The sequence below is a fragment of the Aquirufa sp. A-Brett2-15D genome (assembly GCF_054558735.1).
The window spans coordinates 74,491-92,344 of the sequence record NZ_JBSKFT010000001.1 but is presented as its reverse complement, the minus strand read 5'-3'; the positions used below and the strand labels follow the sequence as shown (position 1 = coordinate 92,344).

The window sequence follows — 17,854 nt, the reverse complement described above, 5'->3', positions numbered from 1 at the left end:
TGTTTATATATCTTTTTCCAATCCTGCCGAAAGAATCGGGAATCGCAACCAACTCTTCGGATCTAAACTATAATCATCCACGTGGAATCCTGGGGCATAACGCTCCCTTTTCCACTGATTTTTAGCCCAAAGTCGGAAGAATCGACGAACGAATTCTTCAAGCTTTTCTTGGGCAAAAACAGATCCATAGCGTTCATTCACAATCACCAAACATTCGTGCGGCGAGCATAAATCATAAAAAGCTAATCGTTCAATCGTATTCAAAATAGGATAAGGCATCAAATCATCCTCGTCCACCTGTTTTTCCGATAAGGGACGCAATTCAGCACTCGGTTCTAAGCTATTCACTAAATGAAGGCCTTTCGATCCTTGCACTTCTAACCAAAGCAACCAAGTTCTCAAGAAACTTTTGTCAATCCCCGAAATAGGCGATATCGAACCCGAGGTATCTCCATCCATCGTCGCATAACCCACACTCGCCTCAGAACGATTTGATGTAGCTAATAAGAGCGCATTCTTAATATTAGCCAGCATCCAGGCACTCGGGGCACGAACGCGGGCTTGCACGTTTTGAAGTGTAATGTCATCCTGCTTCCAGGTCAAAGGTCGACCGATCGCAGTTTCCACTAAATCACGGTATCCTTGCACAATCGAATCAATTTCAATCACATAATGCGATGAACCTATCCACTCCGCTAATTCACGGGCTGAATCACGAGTACTTTGAGACGAATTAACAGTTCCTTGATAAATCGTCGTTAATAAATCCGCCATCACGCGATCCTGCGTACTTAAAGGGATATAATCTAATTTAGCTTTCAAAGCCTCCCAACCTATTTCAGCTATGGCATTTTGAATGCTAAGCGAACAAAGTGAGGCGATGGCAGACGAATCCGCACCGCCTGAAAGAGATAAAACCCATCCCTGAGAGCGTGATTTGCGCAAATAATCAAATAATCCCAAGGCAACGGCCCTAGAAAATTCCTCCTCTTTTTTCGTGGAGGAAGTTTCCCAAACAGGAATTTCTACAGAACTCACTTTAGGCTCAGCTGAAAGCTGTATTTCAAAAATAACCACATCCTCTTCCTTATCCTCTCGGATAGGCAAGGATAATTCAAGGCCGATTAACGAAACATCTTGATAGGAAAAACGGGCGCTTTGTTGTAAAATTTTGCCTTCATGAGCGATATAAGCATCGCCGTCGAAAATAATGCGACCCGCTTCATTACCTAATAAATTAGCAAAGACATAGGCCCCATCGATGATTTTCGCCCCCTCTATCACTAAAGATTTTCTGATTTCTGATTTACCAAAAGCAAAGTGAGACGCCGTCGGATTACAAATAACCGAAACACCACGACGTGCTAAATCATGAGCAGGCCTCTTCTCCCCTTCCCAGGCATCTTGACATATCTCAATTCCAAGCGTAATTCCTGCGAAATGAATTCGATAATCCCCTAATGGAATTCCTTTATACGTTAGTCTACGACCTTTAGGCCAAGGTTTAAACCAACGCGGCTCATAATGAACTCCATCGTCAGCTAAAAATTGTTTCGGAATCAAAGCCCGAACTTTGCCTCGAGCAAGAATGGCAGACACATTATATAATTCGCCTTCGAAAGGCAAAGCTAAGCCTACAATTACCACTATTTCAGGCGTTGCAGCAGCGATAATTTCAAGTGACTCCCAAGATTTATTTGCCGTAAAAGGCGCTAAAAACTGATCTTCGCAGCCATATCCGGAGATACAGAGTTCTGGCAAACATAATAGTGCAGCGCCTTGCTCATGAGCCTGAAAAATGGCCTGCAAAATTCGCTGGCGATTTCCCTCCCAATCCAATGGCAATTGATTCAGAGCACCTGCTGAAACGACTACTGTTTGTTTCATCTCGGTTTCTTTTTATTTTGATCAGCTCTTATATGCCTGTAACGCGGAGTCCACATCCAAGAAAAGGCCACATTAGGACGATAATAAGACACGCCATGTCGATGTTCTACTTTTACCCGACAGGTTTTATAGGAACAACGCGCGGACCAACAAGCGGATAATAAACACAAGGTGCTTACAAGCCCGATAGCAAGGAATAGCCGATTTTTTGCGGTTGTTGGATTCATGGATTAGTTAAATTACAATTCTAGACTTAATTTTGGGATACAATTTTAAGTCTAAATGCAATCAGATCCCAAAGATATAAAAACCGACGTAAAAAGAACCGAATTTACGTATCCCGTGATGGAATCTTTTTACACGATTCAAGGGGAAGGTAAATACCAAGGACATGCTGCCTATTTTATTCGTTTAGGCGGATGCGATGTAGGTTGCCATTGGTGCGATGTAAAGGAATCTTGGCCTGTAGATACTCACCCTATAAAATCCGTTGCTACTTTACTAGATGAGGCACTTGCACATCCTGGTCGCTTAGTAGTCATTACAGGAGGAGAACCATTAATGCATGATTTAGGTCCTTTAACGGAAGAATTAAGAGAGGCTGGCTTTAGAACCCACATAGAAACTTCCGGTGTTGCGGAAAAAATAACTGGCATTTGGGATTGGATTTGCTTCTCCCCTAAGAAATTCAAGGCACCTAACGAGGACATTTTGGCCCTCACTAATGAATTAAAGGTGGTGGTTAATCACCCATCCGATATTCCTTGGGCACAAGATTGGGCTATTAAATTACCCGCAACAGCAGCCGTATATTTACAACCCGAATGGTCGAAACAAGACCAAATGAACCCACTTATTGTGGATTTCGTAAAAGCAAATCCATCGTGGCAGATTTCAGTTCAGACACATAAATTTTTGCAGATTCCTTAATCTCCTTATTACACATAAAAAAAGCCCCCGATTTTGGAGGCTTTTCTATTTATAATGTAGAAGCTTATCGCTTCGCAATGTCAATAAATGCACGTTCCGGAGAACCTACATAGATTTGACGAGGACGACCGATAGGATCTTTATTAGCCATCATTTCCATGTGTTGAGAAATCCAACCTGGAAGACGTCCAATCGCAAATAGGATCGTAAACATATTCGTAGGAATATTTAATGCCCGGTAGATAATACCTGAGTAGAAATCTACATTCGGATATAATTTACGTGCTACGAAATACTCATCACTTAAAGCCGCAGCCTCTAATTCTTGAGCAATCGCTAAAACTGGATCTTTTACACCTAAAGCAGTCAACACATCGTCCGCAGCAACTTTAATAATACGCGCACGAGGATCAAAGTTTTTATAAACTCGATGACCAAAGCCCATTAAACGGAAGCCCGAAGTCTTATCCTTCGCCATGGCGATGAACTTCGTTGTATCTCCACCCGCCTGCTTGATTTCTTCTAACATTTCGATTACCGCTTGATTAGCTCCACCGTGTAATGGACCAAATAAAGCTAGAATACCACCCGAAATACTAGAGAATATACTTGCGTGAGAGGAACCGATCAAACGAACCGTAGAAGTGGAACAATTTTGCTCGTGATCAGCATGTAGAATTAATAATTTATTCAATGCCTTAGAAACAACCGGGTCTACTTTGTAATCTTCGCCTGGTTTAGCAAACATCATTTTTAAGAAGTTTGAGCAGTAGTCCAAAGATTGATCTGGTGCTACTATTGCTTCTCCGATCGATTTTTTATAATTCCATGCCGCTAAAATAGGCATAGCAGCAATTAAACGTAAGATATTCTCACTTGTTTCGGCAGGATTAAATTGACCTTCCATCAAGCCCACAAGAGCAGATAATTCGCTCATCGGGTGTGTAGAAGACGGGATAACTTGCTCCATTTTCAATAAAGCCTCATTAGTCACCGTGTACTTTTTCACCGCCGCTTCGAAAGCGTCTAATTGAGATTGAGTGGGCAATTCACCATTTAAAAGCAAATATGCCACTTCTAAGAAGCTTGCTTTGTCAGCTAATTCTTCAATACTGTAACCACAGTGTCTCAGAATTCCTTCTTCTCCATCTAAAAATGTAATAGCACTTTTAGTTGCACCCGTATTTTTAAAACCTGGGTCGTAGGTTATGTATCCAGTTAAATCGCGAAGTTTCGCAATGTCGATTGCCTTTTCGTTTTCTGTTCCTACGAAAGTAGGTAATTCGAACGTTTGGCCATCTAGGTTAACAATAGCATTTGGGGACATAGTAGTAGTAAGCTTATAAATTCAAGCTACTAAGATAATACGTAATTCTTAAAGGAGTATTACCTTTACAAATTCAAAACAATTTAATTAAATATAGACAATTTTTTCTTCTAATATTTCAATATAATTCGCATTTCATGCCTCAACTACCGGAATTGATCACAAAATACGCCTTCAGCTCTAAGGAACGCTTTCTTGAATATGTCCAAATTGATACTCAATCCGACCCCCACTCAAGCAGTAGCCCTACAACTGAGAAGCAAAAAGATCTAGGAAAGGTTTTAGTTAAAGAACTGCAGGCTCTAGGGATCGACAATGCACACCTCGATGAACATGGCTATGTATATGCGCACTTAGCGTCCAATGTTTCCTATGAAGTTCCTGGCCTTTGTTTTTGTGCCCACATGGATACCTCTCCAGATTGCTCTGGCTCAGGTGTAAAACCCATCGTCCATCCGTATTATCATGGTCAAGATTTATTTTTACCTGATGACCCTTCCATCGTCATTCGCCTAGCTGAACATCCTGATTTAGCAGAGCAAATAGGAAATGACATCATAACAGCTAGTGGAACTACGCTTTTAGGAGCTGATAATAAGGCGGGTCTTGCAGAGATTATGGATGCGGTGGCTTTTTGGACTACACATCCAGACGTTCCTCATGGACCCATAACGATACTTTTTACGCCAGATGAAGAAGTAGGACGAGGAACAGACCATGTGGATATGCAGAAGATTAAGGCCAAATACGGGTATACCTTAGACGGAGAAAAGCGGGGCCATTTAGAAAACGAGACCTTCTCTGCCGATGGATTTGCCGTTAAAATTCAGGGCGTTTCACAGCACCCGGGTTTTGCCAAAGGCCGAATGGAAAGCGCCCTCAAAATCGCCGCAGAAATCGTCAACACACTACCAAAAGACCGTCTAAGCCCAGAAACAACAGAAGCAAAAGAAGGTTTCATCCACCCCACTGACATTTCAGGCAGCGTGGAAGAAGCTACGATTGAATTCATCCTTCGTGATTTTGAGACCGAAAAACTGAAAGAATACGCCTTTATCATTCAACAAATTACCGAGATGGTCTTGCGCAAATACCCTAATTCCTCCGCTACCTACACCCAAACCGAGCAATACCGCAACATGAATGAAATACTCATCGATCATCCGGAATGCATTGACTTAGCCATGGAAGCGATGAGGTTAGCGGGCTTAAAAGCTGAAACCACGAGCATTCGGGGCGGAACCGATGGATCTCGCCTAACCTTTATGGGATTACCCTGTCCGAACATCTTTGCCGGCGAACATGCTTTCCACAGCAAGCAAGAATGGGTTTCTGTGCAGGATATGCAGAAAGCGACGGAGACGGTTCTTTATCTAGTTGATTTGTTTCAAAACCGCGCAGCGGTTTAGAAACAAATCAACTATCAAAGTTCAAAGAGCAAAGTTCAAAGATGGAATCGCCTGCGGCGATACGTTTTGAAATGATTTTTCACATACGAACAAAAAAAAGGGATCGAATTCGATCCCTTTTTTATACCATTTTTATTCTTTGTGCTTTATGCTCTATGCTTTTTTATTGAAATAAATTCTTGTGTGGAGTTAAGAAAATATTGCGCAGCACGATTTACCTCTGAAATAAATTTCATTAAGGGGTGCAGAAAATATTGCGCAGCACATTTTCCAACCCCTTAAGAAATTTATTCCCACTCAATAGTAGCCGGCGGCTTACTCGAAATATCATACACCACCCGATTCACACCTTTGACCTTATTGATAATCTCATTCGAAATGCGACCCAAAAATTCATAAGGTAAGTGGCACCAATCAGCGGTCATACCGTCCACACTAGACACAGCGCGTAAAGCGACAACTTGCTCATACGTACGCTCATCCCCCATGACACCTACTGATTGAATAGGCAAAAGGATCGCTCCCGCTTGCCAAACCTGATCATACAAACCATCTTCCTTCAAACCGTTGATGAAAATAGCATCGACTTTTTGTAAAATATCCACCTTTGCTGGCGTAATATCACCTAAAATACGAATGCCTAAGCCTGGACCCGGGAAAGGGTGACGGGCTAAAATATCTTTTGGGACACCTAAGGTTTTACCTACTAGACGAACCTCGTCTTTAAACAAAGCCTCTAAAGGCTCCACCACTTTCAGCTTCATGAAATCAGGCAAACCTCCTACATTATGGTGAGATTTAATGGTTGCACTTGGGCCTTTCAACGAAACTGACTCGATTTTGTCAGGGTAAATGGTACCTTGACCTAACCAAGAAACGCCTTCTATTAGATGCGCCTCCTCGTCAAAAACTTCAATAAATGTCTTGCCAATAGCCTTACGCTTTTCTTCTGGATCTGTTAATCCTTTTAAGGCATCGTAGAAACGTTGTTTGGAATTAACTCCTTTCACGTTCAAGCCTAAGGTATTATAAGATGTTAATACTTGCTCAAATTCATCTTTACGCAATAAACCGTTATCGACGAAGATACAGTAGAGGTTTTTGCCGATGGCACGGTGTAATAAAACCGCAGCAACCGAGCTATCTACGCCACCGGAAAGACCTAGAACGACTTTGTCATTCCCTATTTTGGCCTGTAATTCAGCAACCGTTCTATCTACGAAGGAATCCGACGTCCACGTTTGTGCACATCCACAGATATCAACAATAAAATTCTTAATTAATAAACTTCCTTCCGTCGAGTGCGTTACTTCTGGGTGAAATTGAATGCCAAAAATGGGCTTCGATTTATGGGCAAAAGCAGCTACGCGAACCGTTTCGGTCGAACCGATTAATTCATATTCAGCTGGCAATTCCATAATCGTATCGCCGTGTGACATCCAAACTTGACCTGTAGCAGACAATCCCTTTAACAAAGGACTCTCTTTTACGCTGGTCATGTGTGCACGACCGTATTCGCGGTGACCTGAGGCTTGAACGGAGCCTCCGCCTTGATGGGCTAATAATTGTGCTCCATAACAAATACCTAAAATAGGTAATGATCCAAACAAGCTTAAATCCACTCGTGGAGAATCTTCATCACGTACGGAACATGGACTCCCGGAAAGGATGATTCCCTTCACCGATTCGTCGATGACTGGAATGTGATTAAAAGGATGTATTTCGCAATAGACTTGCGCTTCCCTGATGCGACGCGCAATTAATTGAGTCACCTGAGAACCGAAATCAAGAATAAGAATCTTTTCCGCCATGTTTGTTTTTGCTAAAAAATAAACGGTAAATGTCGGAATTTTTTAGCTAATTCTAGCGATAGAGGAGGTAATTTTGGCGCATTTTTCGGTATTGAACTAATCCCGGCTCCCAAGAATCCCGAATTTCTTTCTCCGATTTACCTGCGATAATGGCTAGACGGAGCGAATCTGTTCCCGCTAGCTTATCAAAGAAGGCGGGCGAAGTAAAGAATTTCTCCCCTAAACCAGATTTACTGTAGAAATACAACAGGTATTTTAGGCTGAAACCCAAATTTCTAGCAGGTATAGCAGACAGGTTGTATCCATAACATATTTGCCCTTTTAAAGGAGGATCCATCGCTCCTGATTTAGGAACTGGGGTGAAAGTATAATCCCCCAGACCAGCAATGTTCGTTCCCGCTACTTGGAACTGTAAATCAGTTCCTCTTCCGATACTTACATTCGTGCCTTCGAATAAACAAAGTGAAGGATATAAAGCAATCGATTGATCGTTTGGCAAATTAGGAGAAGGGGCAATAGTTACGTGAACCGGGGATGCATGGGTATAATTTGCGACAGGGATGACGTTAAGTGAGGCTTTGGCCCCATTCGCTAACCAACCTTCCCCATTAATCATACGCGCTAATTCACCCAACGTACAACCGTGTACGACTGGAATCGGATTCAAGCCTACAAAAGACGCTTGTGCCTTTTCGAGCACAGGGCCATCTACATAATGACCATTCGGATTAGGTCGATCTAAAACTAGCAAGGGAACTTTATTCTCCGCACATGCTTCTAACACATAATGCAAGGTCGATGAATAGGTATAAAAACGGGCTCCCACATCTTGAATATCAAAAAGAACTAGATCAATCCCTTGTAAATCCTCTGCTGTGGGTTTCTTGTGTTTGCCATATAAAGAAATGAGCGCTAAACCAGTCTTGCGATCTACCTCGTTATCGATATGCGCGCCCGCATCTGCCGTTCCCCTGAAACCATGCTCAGGTGCAAAAATCTTTTTCACTGAAACGCCTAGCGATAATAAGGTATCTGCTACATGCGTCTTCCCTATGACAGAAGTATGGTTTACGACTAAAGCAATATTTTTTCCTTTTAAAGAAGGTAGATAAGCGTTGAATTGGGCAGCGCCGGGAATAAGCGCTTTTTGAGAGAACACTGTAAAGGCCAAAAGGCTGAACAATAAGACGATAATATTTGATTTACGCAGCATTCGTGTTTTCTTTGCGGTTCAGAATTGAAAATCAAATCTAATGAATTTCCCTCTTTTTGTCGCTAGGCGTATTCGGAAAACTCAGGACACCTCCTTTTCTAAGACGGTGACCTATGTGGGTATCGGGACTATCGCGGTGGGGACGGCCATTATATTAGTGGCTTTTGCGATTTTATTTGGCTTTAAATCGGCCATTCAAGAAAAATTAACGAGCTTTTCTGGGGAGGCGCGCATTTCCCAAATATCAGGTAATCGATCATTAGCAGAAAGTCCTTTAGCGCGTAATCTAGCCTGGGAGGCCGCGACTGCAAAACGTCCGGAGATAGATCATATTCAAGCCCACGTACAGCGCCCGGGAATTATTGTGGGAAAAGACGGTTTAGCTGGGATTGTAGTGAAAGGAATCGGAACGGATTTGCCAGCGAAACAACTACAGCAGAATATAAGCAGCGGATCTAGTAGGATAACTGGCCCACAGGAGATTATTCTAAGTGAGGCTTTGGCCAAACAATTAAAAGTAAAAGCGAACGGTTCTTTGATTCTCTACTTCCTCAGCGCACCCGAAAGACCCCGTAAAGTTAAAGTCGCCGGCATCTATGAAACAGGACTAGAAGAATTAGATAAAATATTTGTCTTAGCAGACCGCGATTGGGTTCAAAAAATGAACGGCTGGACAGCAGATTCGCTAGGTACCTACGAAGTATACTTTAAAAGCAAGGAGAACTTAGAGGCGAAGACACTGGCGCTTGGGAAAACGATGCCACCCGAATGGCGCATTCAACCCGTGACCAAAATCTATCCCGCACTTTTCGATTGGATGACCATGCTCGACCGAAATATAGTCATCTTTATCAGTCTCTTGTTTGTGGTGGCCTGCTTTAATCTGATCGCGACACTTTGGGTTTTGATCATGGAACGCGTTCCCATGGTGGGACTATTAAAATCCATGGGAGCCTCCGCATCTCAGATTCGCCGTATCTTCTGGTGGAATGGACTATTTATTCTGGTGAGAGGATTGCTAGTAGGTAATGTAATCGCCTTTTTATTCTGTTATATCCAGTCGACCTACCACCTAATTCCATTAGACCCCGAAAGTTATTATATGAGCAGCGTTCCCATCCAATGGGATGCAGCAACCTGGGGAATCGTGAATGGGTTTACCATCCTTTTGGTGGGATTAATGATGAGCATTCCTACGCTCTTAATTACAAAAATTGAGCCGAACGAAGCTTTGAACTTTAAGAATTAATGATCCGCCAGCTACTCCTACTTATTTTTCTTAGCATTACTGTTGCGAAAGCGCAAGATAGCCTTCGCTATTCTATTGACTTAAATCGACTGCAAAACGACCGCCTTACCGTGGAAGTGAAATTGCCCGTAGGTGTGAAGGAGTTTTGTTTCCCTAAAATGGTTCCGGGAACGTATGCGATTTATAATTTTGGTCGATACGTCCAAAACCTACAAGCCTATAATGCCTCCGGAAAGCCGATTACGGTCATCCGAAAAGATACCAATTGCTATACTTTTGCGAATGCCTCCTCGCTCACCTATGAAGTAGATGATACGTGGGACAGCCCAGAAATCAAGGGACCTTATGTTTTTGAGCCCGCTGGAACGAATTTTCAGCAAGACACGCTATTTGCGCTGAACACGCACGCACTTTTAGGCTATATTAAGGGAAGGGATCAATTACCCGTTTCACTAGAATTGAAGATTCCTACAGGATTAGTCGCGTCATCTTCCTTGCAAGCGCAAGCAGGAAAATATGTAGCCTCCTCTTACCAAAAGCTAACAGACGCCCCCATCCTCGTAGCCGCTCCTGATACCGTTCATCTTCACCTGGCTAATGCAGAGATCCTGATTTCTGTTTATTCCCCTAATCAGAAAATAAAGGCATCAGAGATTGCGACACAAGTAAGACCCCTATTAAAAGCGCAATTGTACTACCTGGGAGGCCGTTTCCCAGTTAACAAGTATGCCTTTCTGATTGTGATGTCAGACTATCTGAAAAATGGAAGTTACGGGGCTTTAGAACACGCTCAATCGTCATTTTATTATTTGCCGGAAGATTCCATTAGCGTGATGGGGCCTGTGATTAGGGATGTCAGCGCTCACGAGTTCTTCCACATTCAGACCCCTTTGAACTTACATTCAGAAGAAATTGGTCGCTTTGATTTTCAAAACCCTCAGATGTCGAAGCATCTTTGGCTCTACGAAGGTCTTACGGAATATGCTGCACAACACATGCAACTACAGGGTGGTTTAATCAGTTTGACGGAATTTTTAGAGCGAATGACGGAGAAATACCGGACGATGCATTTCAGTTTTGACAATTCGATTCCCTTCACTAAACTCAGTAAAGGCGTATTAAATAAATACAAAGAGGAATATGGGAATGTATACCAAAAAGGAGCCTTAATCGGCCTCTGTCTTGATTTATACTTGCGAAGCGAGACGAATGGAATGTATGGAACGCAACAATTAATCCGGGATTTATCTGCTCGATTTGGCCCTGAAATATCATTCAAAGATGAGGAGCTATTTAAAATTATTGCAGAGACGACAAAAATGAAGGGAATCGATCGATTCTTCGCTAACTACGTCAGTGGAAATAAAGAGTTGCCATTAGCGCAACTTTTGGAAAAAATTGGTTGTGAGTTACGCAGTACGGATGAGAAAAAAGATAAAGTCCGCTTTCTAAATGACCTGAAGCAGGAGCTCAAGGAAATAAAAAATCCAAGCCCCTCCCAATTGAAACTGAGACAGGCTTGGATAGTTAATTAAATACTTTGTGATTCTACTACCGTTATAGCGACCATATTTACAATCTCTCGTACGGAAGCACCTAATTGCAAAACGTGCACCGGTTTGCGCAATCCGAGTAAAATAGGTCCTATATATTCGATATCAGCAGCCTCCTTCAATAAGTTATAGGCAATATTTGCCGAAGATAAATTAGGGAAGATTAGCGTATTCGCCGTATCATTTCCTAAAGTCGCGAAAGGATAATTCTGCTGTCTTAATTCTTTATCAAAGGCTAAATGCGCCTGCATCTCCCCTTCTATGACCCACTCTGGATGTTTCTCTTTCAAAATCGCTGTAGCCGCACGCATCTTCAATGCATCATCTCCATCAGCTGAACCAAAGTTCGAATAGGAGAGCATAGCAATCTTAGGCTTCAAATTAAAGCGTTCTACCGCCTCTGCAGTCAATTCCGTAATCTCTACTAAATCGGCCACTGAAGGTTGGAAATTAATCGTCGTATCCGAGAAGAAAAGAGGCCCTTGTTTACTCAACAAAAGGTACATACCCGCTACCTTGTTCACCCCTGGTTTTTTACCAATGATCAGCAAGGCGGGACGAATCGCATCCGGATAATTCTTCGTTAATCCAGAAATCACGCCATCAGCCCGATTAGTCTCTAACATCATCGCTGCGAAATAATTACTCTTACGCACTTGCTTCTCCGCTTCCCATTTCGTGAACCCACGTCTCTTACGCTTCTCGTAGAATAGCTCCGCAAACTCGGCTAATAGTGCTGCGTTATCTTTATGTTTGAAATCAAAGATCTCAATATCCCCTAAATCAATGTGATGCTCCTCGCAAATCGCATCGATGTTTGCCTTGCGACCTAATAAGATAGGTTTCGCGATTCCCTCGTCTAATACTTCGCGAACGGCCTTTAGCACCTTCAGGTTCTCTGCTTCCGCAAAAACAATCCTTTTCGGATTAGATTTTGCCCGCTTCAAGATGAACTTCATCACCTGATTGTCTAATCCCAAACGTTTAGCCAATTGACTTTCGTAGGCATCCCAGTTTAAGATAGGTTTAGTCGCCACACCAGAATCCATCGCCGCTTTCGCCACTGCCATCGAAATAGTAGTGATTAAGCGAGGATCCACTGGCTTAGGAATTATGTATTCTGGTCCAAAACTCATGGACTTCTCATTATAAGCCAAATTCACGATATCCGGAACCGGTTTTTTAGCTAAGCAGGCCAAAGCCTTTGCCGCCGCTAATTTCATCTCATCATTAATCTCAGACGCTCTCACATCCAAGGCTCCCCGAAAAATAAAGGGGAAGCCTAACACATTATTGACTTGGTTAGGGAAGTCCGAACGACCTGTCGCCATAATCAAATCTTTCCTCACTGCCTTCGCCTCTTCATAACCAATCTCTGGCGTAGGGTTTGCCATCGCAAAGACGATCGGTTTCTTTGCCATCGAAGCGATCATCTCTGGTTTTAGGATGTTCCCCACTGAAAGTCCCAGAAATATATCAGCCCCCTTCATCGCAGCAGCTAAAGAGGTTATTTTCCCAGCCTTTCCAGCTAAAGGAGCTAAATAGCGATTCAAATCAGAGCGATCAGTTGAAACTAATCCGTCCTTATCGAAAATAGTAAAGTTCTCAATGCGTGCACCGAGTTTCAAATACAATTTAATACAAGAAATAGCAGCAGCCCCTGCACCAGAGACAACGAAGCGAGCCTTTTCAATCTTCTTGTCCACAATCTCTAGGGCATTCAATAGAGCAGCTGAAGAAATGATGGCCGTCCCATGCTGATCATCATGCATGATCGGAATTTTCAAGCGTGCTTTTAATTTCTCTTCGATCTCAAAGCATTCTGGGGATTTGATATCCTCTAGATTTATACCGCCAAAAGTCGGTTCTAATCGAGCCACCGTATCCACAAAATCATCTGGATCCGTCACGGCTAATTCGATATCAAAAACGTCGATGTCTGAAAATACTTTGAAAAGTACGCCTTTCCCCTCCATCACGGGTTTACTCGCCTCTGGACCAATGTTTCCTAAACCTAAAACTGCGGTACCATTAGAGATAACACCTACCAGGTTTCCTTTAGCCGTATAATCATAGACCTTCTCTACATTTGCTGCAATTTCTAAACAAGGCTCAGCCACACCCGGCGAATACGCTAAAGATAAATCGCGCTGAGTAGCGGTGGATTTCGTCGGTTTTACTTCAATTTTTCCAGGTTTCCCTCCTGCATGATACTCAAGCGCATCTTGTCTTAAAATGGATGAAATAGACATATATGATTAGTTTGTTGATTCTTCTGTTTGGAATTCTCCCTCATGTTTAGCAAGCCAAACCGTCGCTACCCCATTTCCAATAAAATTCGTAATCGCTCTCGCTTCGGACATAAATCGATCTACTCCTAATAAGAGCGCTAATCCTTCCACTGGAATCACTTGTAAAGCACTTAAAGTAGACGCTAAAACTACAAATCCACTTCCAGTCACTCCTGCTGCTCCTTTAGAAGTCACCATCAAGATGCCCACAATGGTCAGCAGTTGTTCCCAGGACAAATGTACACCATAAACTTGGGCTAAAAACAAGGTAGCCATAGATAAATAAATACTGGTACCATCTAGATTAAAGGAGTAACCAGCCGGTACGACTAAGCCCACCACGGACTTCGAGCAGCCCATTTTCTCCAGTTTATGCATTAAAGAGGGCAGCGCAGCCTCTGAAGAGGAGGTGCCTAAAACGATTAATAACTCCTGTTTTATAAAGCCCAAAAAAGACCAAATTCGCTCTCCACAAGACCGCATAATAAATCCTAGAACCACGAAAACAAAGATTCCCATCGTTACATAGACCGTCAACATTAATTTAGCCAAAGGAACTAAAGAATGTATCCCAAACTTCCCTATCGTAAAAGCCATCCCACCTAAAGCTCCTATTGGCGCTAAATACATAATGATCTTTAATCCCTTAAATACCCAATGTGAGGCTTGTTGCATACCTGAAATCATCTTCGCCTTTCCTCGCACAAAGTTTAAGAAGATTCCAAAAAAGATAGAAAACCCTAATACCTGCACCGTAAAGTTTTCCTTTAAAAAGCCGACCCAGGAGAATCCGGCAGCTTTTTGGGTATACTTAGAAATATCTCCTCCCGCAATATCATCTCGTATTACACCTATTCCAGGTTCAATCAAGGTAGAAACGGCAAGACCTATCAATAAGGCGATAGTAGTCACCACCTCAAAATACAACAGTGCCTTTCCTCCCACACGACCTACCTTCTTCAGGTTACCCATATTCACAATCCCTAAACTAATCGTTAAGAAAATGATAGGATTGATAAAAATCTTCACTAAACTGATAAAGACGCCACTGAACATTTCACTTAGTGTAGGGCCAAAACTCAAATCAGCTCCTAACAGATTATAGGTAAATTTCGATTCTAATACCTTATACAAAGCTAGTTCAGGAGAAAAGTGACCAATGAATACTCCTAGTAAAATGGATAATAAAACCCAAAAAGTTAGGTTCTGGAAAATAGTTACGCTCTTCATTCGTTTATAGTAGGTTCTAAAACAAATGTAAGAATTATTAAGAAAAATCATCGCTTGTGTTTCTGCCTATATTTCCCGAATTTTGTAGGCTCATTAGCTTTCGATAAAAATCAACATGTCAGAAAAAATCAAATGCCTTATTATCGGTTCTGGCCCAGCCGGCTATACCGCAGCTATTTATGCTTCACGTGCAGGCTTACACCCCATCATGTATCAAGGCAGTCAACCAGGTGGACAATTAACGACGACGACAGAAGTTGACAATTTTCCCGGCTACCCACAAGGCACTGATGGACCAGCCATGATGGTGGATTTAGAAAATCAAGCCAAGCGTTTTGGTACAGATGTTCGGTACGGAATGGCCACAAAGGTTGATTTCACCAGCTCCCCTAAGAAGGTTTGGGTTGATGATACAATAGAAATCGAAGCAGATGCAGTCATTATCGCTACAGGCGCTAGTGCGAAATGGTTAGGATTAGAAGGTGAAACAACGTTTAATGGTCTAGGTGTTTCCGCTTGTGCTGTATGTGATGGATTCTTCTATCGTAATCAAACGGTTGCTGTGGTGGGCGCAGGTGATACAGCGGCAGAGGAGGCTAGTTATTTAGCTAATTTGTGTACTAAAGTTCACTTAATCGTACGTCGTGGAGAAATGCGCGCCTCTCTTATTATGCAAGAGCGCGTAAAGAATAATCCGAAGATTGAGATTCATTGGAATTCAGAAACAGAAGAAATTTTAGGGGATGCGAACGGGGTAACCGGAATTCGCATCGTTAATAATATAAGTAAAGCAACAGAAGAAATCGCCTTAACTGGTTTCTTTGTAGCTATAGGCCACCAACCTAATACGTCCATATTTAAGGGACAATTAGAGATGGATAAGCAAGAATATCTAGTTACAGAAAAAGGAAGTTCAAGAACGAATATCGAAGGCGTTTTTGCTTGCGGAGACGTTCAAGATTCCATTTACCGTCAGGCGATTACTGCTGCGGGAACTGGCTGTATAGCGGCATTGGACGCGGAGCGTTGGTTAGCCGCGAACAATTTACATTAATTTAAAAATATGAAAGTTTTAACTTACATTTTTGGCCTTATTTTGTTGTTTTTAAATTTTAATTTGATTGCACAGGAACGTAATCTATTCAAGAAAAATACAAAAATTGAAGTCAAGTCAAACTCTCAACTCTTTCAAGATAAAGACAAGAAAAAAGACGAGTTAGATGAACTTCCACCTCTTTTATTCAGAAATGAAACTGAATCCATCGGAGTTACAGCAGGTTCAGAAATGCAAGAACGCAAATTTGAACCTATCAAAATTGTCAATTCAAGTATCAGTAATTTTGATACTACATCTATTGATGAAGGGGAAAATTTAATTGTAGAAATTGAGGAAGAAGCAGCTCCAGAAGGAACAGAAGACTACGTATCTGTGGCCTCCTATTTCGCAATTTGGAATACTAAATCGATTGATCCTTATGATATTGATGCGAAGGATTTCGATGAGCCAGTAGATATTGAATTATATAATACATCGGCTGGCCATAATTGGGCTGCACCACTGAATTCGATTCGCCAAACCAGTCCTTTTGGGCCTCGCTGGGGAAGATTACATGCAGGTGTAGATTTAGATCTTGAAACAGGTAATCCCGTCTATTCGGCCTTTGATGGTATTGTAAGAGTAAGTAATTATAATCCAGGAGGATATGGTAATTATGTAGTAGTCCGCCATTATAATGGCTTTGAAACTCTTTATGGACACATGTCAGCTCGTGGAGCTGAACCGGGAACGATAGTAAAAGCGGGGGATCAAATTGGTGTGGGTGGTAGTACCGGTCGAAGTAGTGGGCCTCACCTTCACTTCGAAACGAGATATGAGGGTAATCCGATGAACCCTAAAAATGTATATAATTTTAATCCATTTGAGCCTGTTTCAGATCATATTACTATTACATCCAGATCATTTGATACTAGATCTCTGACTTTAAAAAACGAATATGGTTCTGTGGGAGAGAAAGTACGATCTAGAACCAAAGCATGGACTAAAGTTAGAAAAGGGGACTCACTCGGTGCTATTTCTAGACGCACAGGCGTTTCAATTGCTAAATTGAAAAAATTAAACGGTATCAAAGGCTCATCAGTCATTCGTTCTGGCCGCAAAATACGAATTCATTAAACAAATGAAACTAGACATACTTGTCATGGCCGCGCACCCAGACGATGCTGAATTAAGCTGTTCTGGAACTATTTTAAAGCACATTGCTGCCGGTAAAAAAGTAGGTATTGTCGATTTCACCCGAGGTGAACTAGGAACTCGAGGAACACCTGAAATACGATTACAAGAATCAGCTGATGCTACTAAAATCTTAGGACTGCACGCACGAGAAAATCTAGGCATCCGAGATGGCTTTTTCAGAAACGATGAAGAAACGCAATTGAAATTAATTGAAGTCGTTCGTAAATACCAACCTGATATCGTTTTGGCAAATGCCCTAGAAGACCGCCATCCCGACCATGGCAAAGGAGCACAATTAGCGATAGATGCCTGTTTCTTATCCGGATTACGCCAAATCAAAACCGGCGATCTTCCTGCCTGGAGACCATCGCAGGTATACCATTACATTCAAGACCGCTATTTAGAACCTGATTTCGTCATTGATATTTCAGCACATTGGGATCAAAAGGAAGCCGCTATCCGCGCCTTCAAGAGTCAATTCTTCGATCCTAATTCTGCGGAACCAGCCTCTTATATTTCAAGCCCTGACTTCTTACTCTTTATTCAAGCTAGAGCCATGGAAATGGGACACAAGATCGGAGTGAAGTATGGGGAGGGGTTTCAGAAGCAAGGATCGTTGGAGGTGAAGCTACTATAAATTTCAAAGAGCAAAGATCAATGTTCAAAGATGGTATCGCCTGCGGCGATGAATTCAGACTATTTTAATCCTATTTGAACTTTG

Annotated in this window: 13 protein-coding genes; 7 read left to right on the top strand and 6 right to left on the bottom strand. The window is 42.2% G+C overall.

Annotated features, from left to right (window positions below):
• Window positions 1-3: 3 nt before the first annotated feature.
• Entirely contained in the window at window positions 4-1,887 is a 1,884-nt protein-coding gene (gene nadE, locus ACST14_RS00425; protein WP_459459451.1) for an NAD(+) synthase, read from the bottom strand.
• Window positions 1,888-2,169: 282 nt separating this feature from the next.
• Here nadE and ACST14_RS00420 point away from each other — a divergent pair, with 282 nt between their 5' ends.
• Complete coding sequence (locus ACST14_RS00420; protein WP_459459450.1) at window positions 2,170-2,817, top strand: 7-carboxy-7-deazaguanine synthase QueE; 648 nt, start codon at window positions 2,170-2,172, stop codon at window positions 2,815-2,817.
• A 64-nt stretch (window positions 2,818-2,881) separates the two neighbouring features.
• On the opposite strand, the gene ACST14_RS00415 is transcribed toward ACST14_RS00420, so the two are convergent.
• Entirely contained in the window at window positions 2,882-4,144 is a 1,263-nt protein-coding gene (locus ACST14_RS00415; RefSeq protein ID WP_459459448.1) for a citrate synthase, read from the bottom strand.
• A 137-nt stretch (window positions 4,145-4,281) separates the two neighbouring features.
• On the opposite strand from ACST14_RS00415, the gene pepT reads away from it, so the two are divergent.
• Window positions 4,282-5,553 carry a peptidase T gene (pepT, locus tag ACST14_RS00410; protein ID WP_459459446.1) on the top strand — a complete coding sequence of 424 codons (1,272 nt, stop codon included), beginning with the start codon at window positions 4,282-4,284 and terminating at the stop codon, window positions 5,551-5,553.
• 287 nt (window positions 5,554-5,840) lie between these two features.
• Here the strand turns inward: pepT and guaA are convergent, their stop codons facing one another.
• Entirely contained in the window at window positions 5,841-7,364 is a 1,524-nt protein-coding gene (gene guaA / locus ACST14_RS00405; RefSeq protein ID WP_459459444.1) for a glutamine-hydrolyzing GMP synthase, read from the bottom strand.
• A gap of 52 nt (window positions 7,365-7,416) precedes the next feature.
• Window positions 7,417-8,577, bottom strand: coding sequence for an exo-beta-N-acetylmuramidase NamZ family protein (locus ACST14_RS00400; protein ID WP_459459442.1), 1,161 nt, complete (start codon window positions 8,575-8,577; stop codon window positions 7,417-7,419).
• A 40-nt stretch (window positions 8,578-8,617) separates the two neighbouring features.
• On the opposite strand from ACST14_RS00400, the gene ACST14_RS00395 reads away from it, so the two are divergent.
• Both ACST14_RS00395 and ACST14_RS00390 read left to right on the top strand, forming a co-directional pair.
• Window positions 8,618-9,826 (top strand): ABC transporter permease, encoded by a 1,209-nt coding sequence (locus ACST14_RS00395; protein WP_459459441.1) that lies wholly within the window; start codon window positions 8,618-8,620, stop codon window positions 9,824-9,826.
• Complete coding sequence (locus ACST14_RS00390; RefSeq protein WP_459459439.1) at window positions 9,826-11,361, top strand: M61 family metallopeptidase; 1,536 nt, start codon at window positions 9,826-9,828, stop codon at window positions 11,359-11,361. Before ACST14_RS00395 ends, ACST14_RS00390 begins: the two co-directional genes overlap by 1 nt.
• On the opposite strand, the gene ACST14_RS00385 is transcribed toward ACST14_RS00390, so the two are convergent.
• Both ACST14_RS00385 and ACST14_RS00380 read right to left on the bottom strand, forming a co-directional pair.
• A complete protein-coding gene (locus ACST14_RS00385) occupies window positions 11,358-13,631 on the bottom strand; it encodes an NADP-dependent malic enzyme (RefSeq protein ID WP_459459437.1) in 2,274 nt (757 codons plus the stop codon). The two genes, ACST14_RS00390 and ACST14_RS00385, sit on opposite strands and share 4 nt — an antisense overlap.
• 6 nt (window positions 13,632-13,637) lie before the next feature.
• Window positions 13,638-14,900, bottom strand: a complete 1,263-nt coding sequence (locus ACST14_RS00380; protein ID WP_459459435.1) for a cation:dicarboxylate symporter family transporter — start codon at window positions 14,898-14,900, stop codon at window positions 13,638-13,640.
• A gap of 115 nt (window positions 14,901-15,015) precedes the next feature.
• On the opposite strand from ACST14_RS00380, the gene trxB reads away from it, so the two are divergent.
• From trxB to bshB1, 3 genes are read left to right on the top strand one after another with little or no spacing between them, the layout of a single operon-like run.
• On the top strand, window positions 15,016-15,954 hold the full coding sequence (gene trxB / locus ACST14_RS00375; protein WP_459459433.1) for a thioredoxin-disulfide reductase: 939 nt from the start codon (window positions 15,016-15,018) through the stop codon (window positions 15,952-15,954).
• A 9-nt stretch (window positions 15,955-15,963) separates the two neighbouring features.
• Window positions 15,964-17,073 carry a peptidoglycan DD-metalloendopeptidase family protein gene (locus tag ACST14_RS00370; RefSeq protein WP_459459431.1) on the top strand — a complete coding sequence of 370 codons (1,110 nt, stop codon included), beginning with the start codon at window positions 15,964-15,966 and terminating at the stop codon, window positions 17,071-17,073.
• Between the two features lie 4 nt (window positions 17,074-17,077).
• On the top strand, window positions 17,078-17,770 hold the full coding sequence (gene bshB1, locus ACST14_RS00365) for a bacillithiol biosynthesis deacetylase BshB1 (RefSeq protein ID WP_459459429.1): 693 nt from the start codon (window positions 17,078-17,080) through the stop codon (window positions 17,768-17,770).
• Window positions 17,771-17,854: the final 84 nt, after the last annotated feature.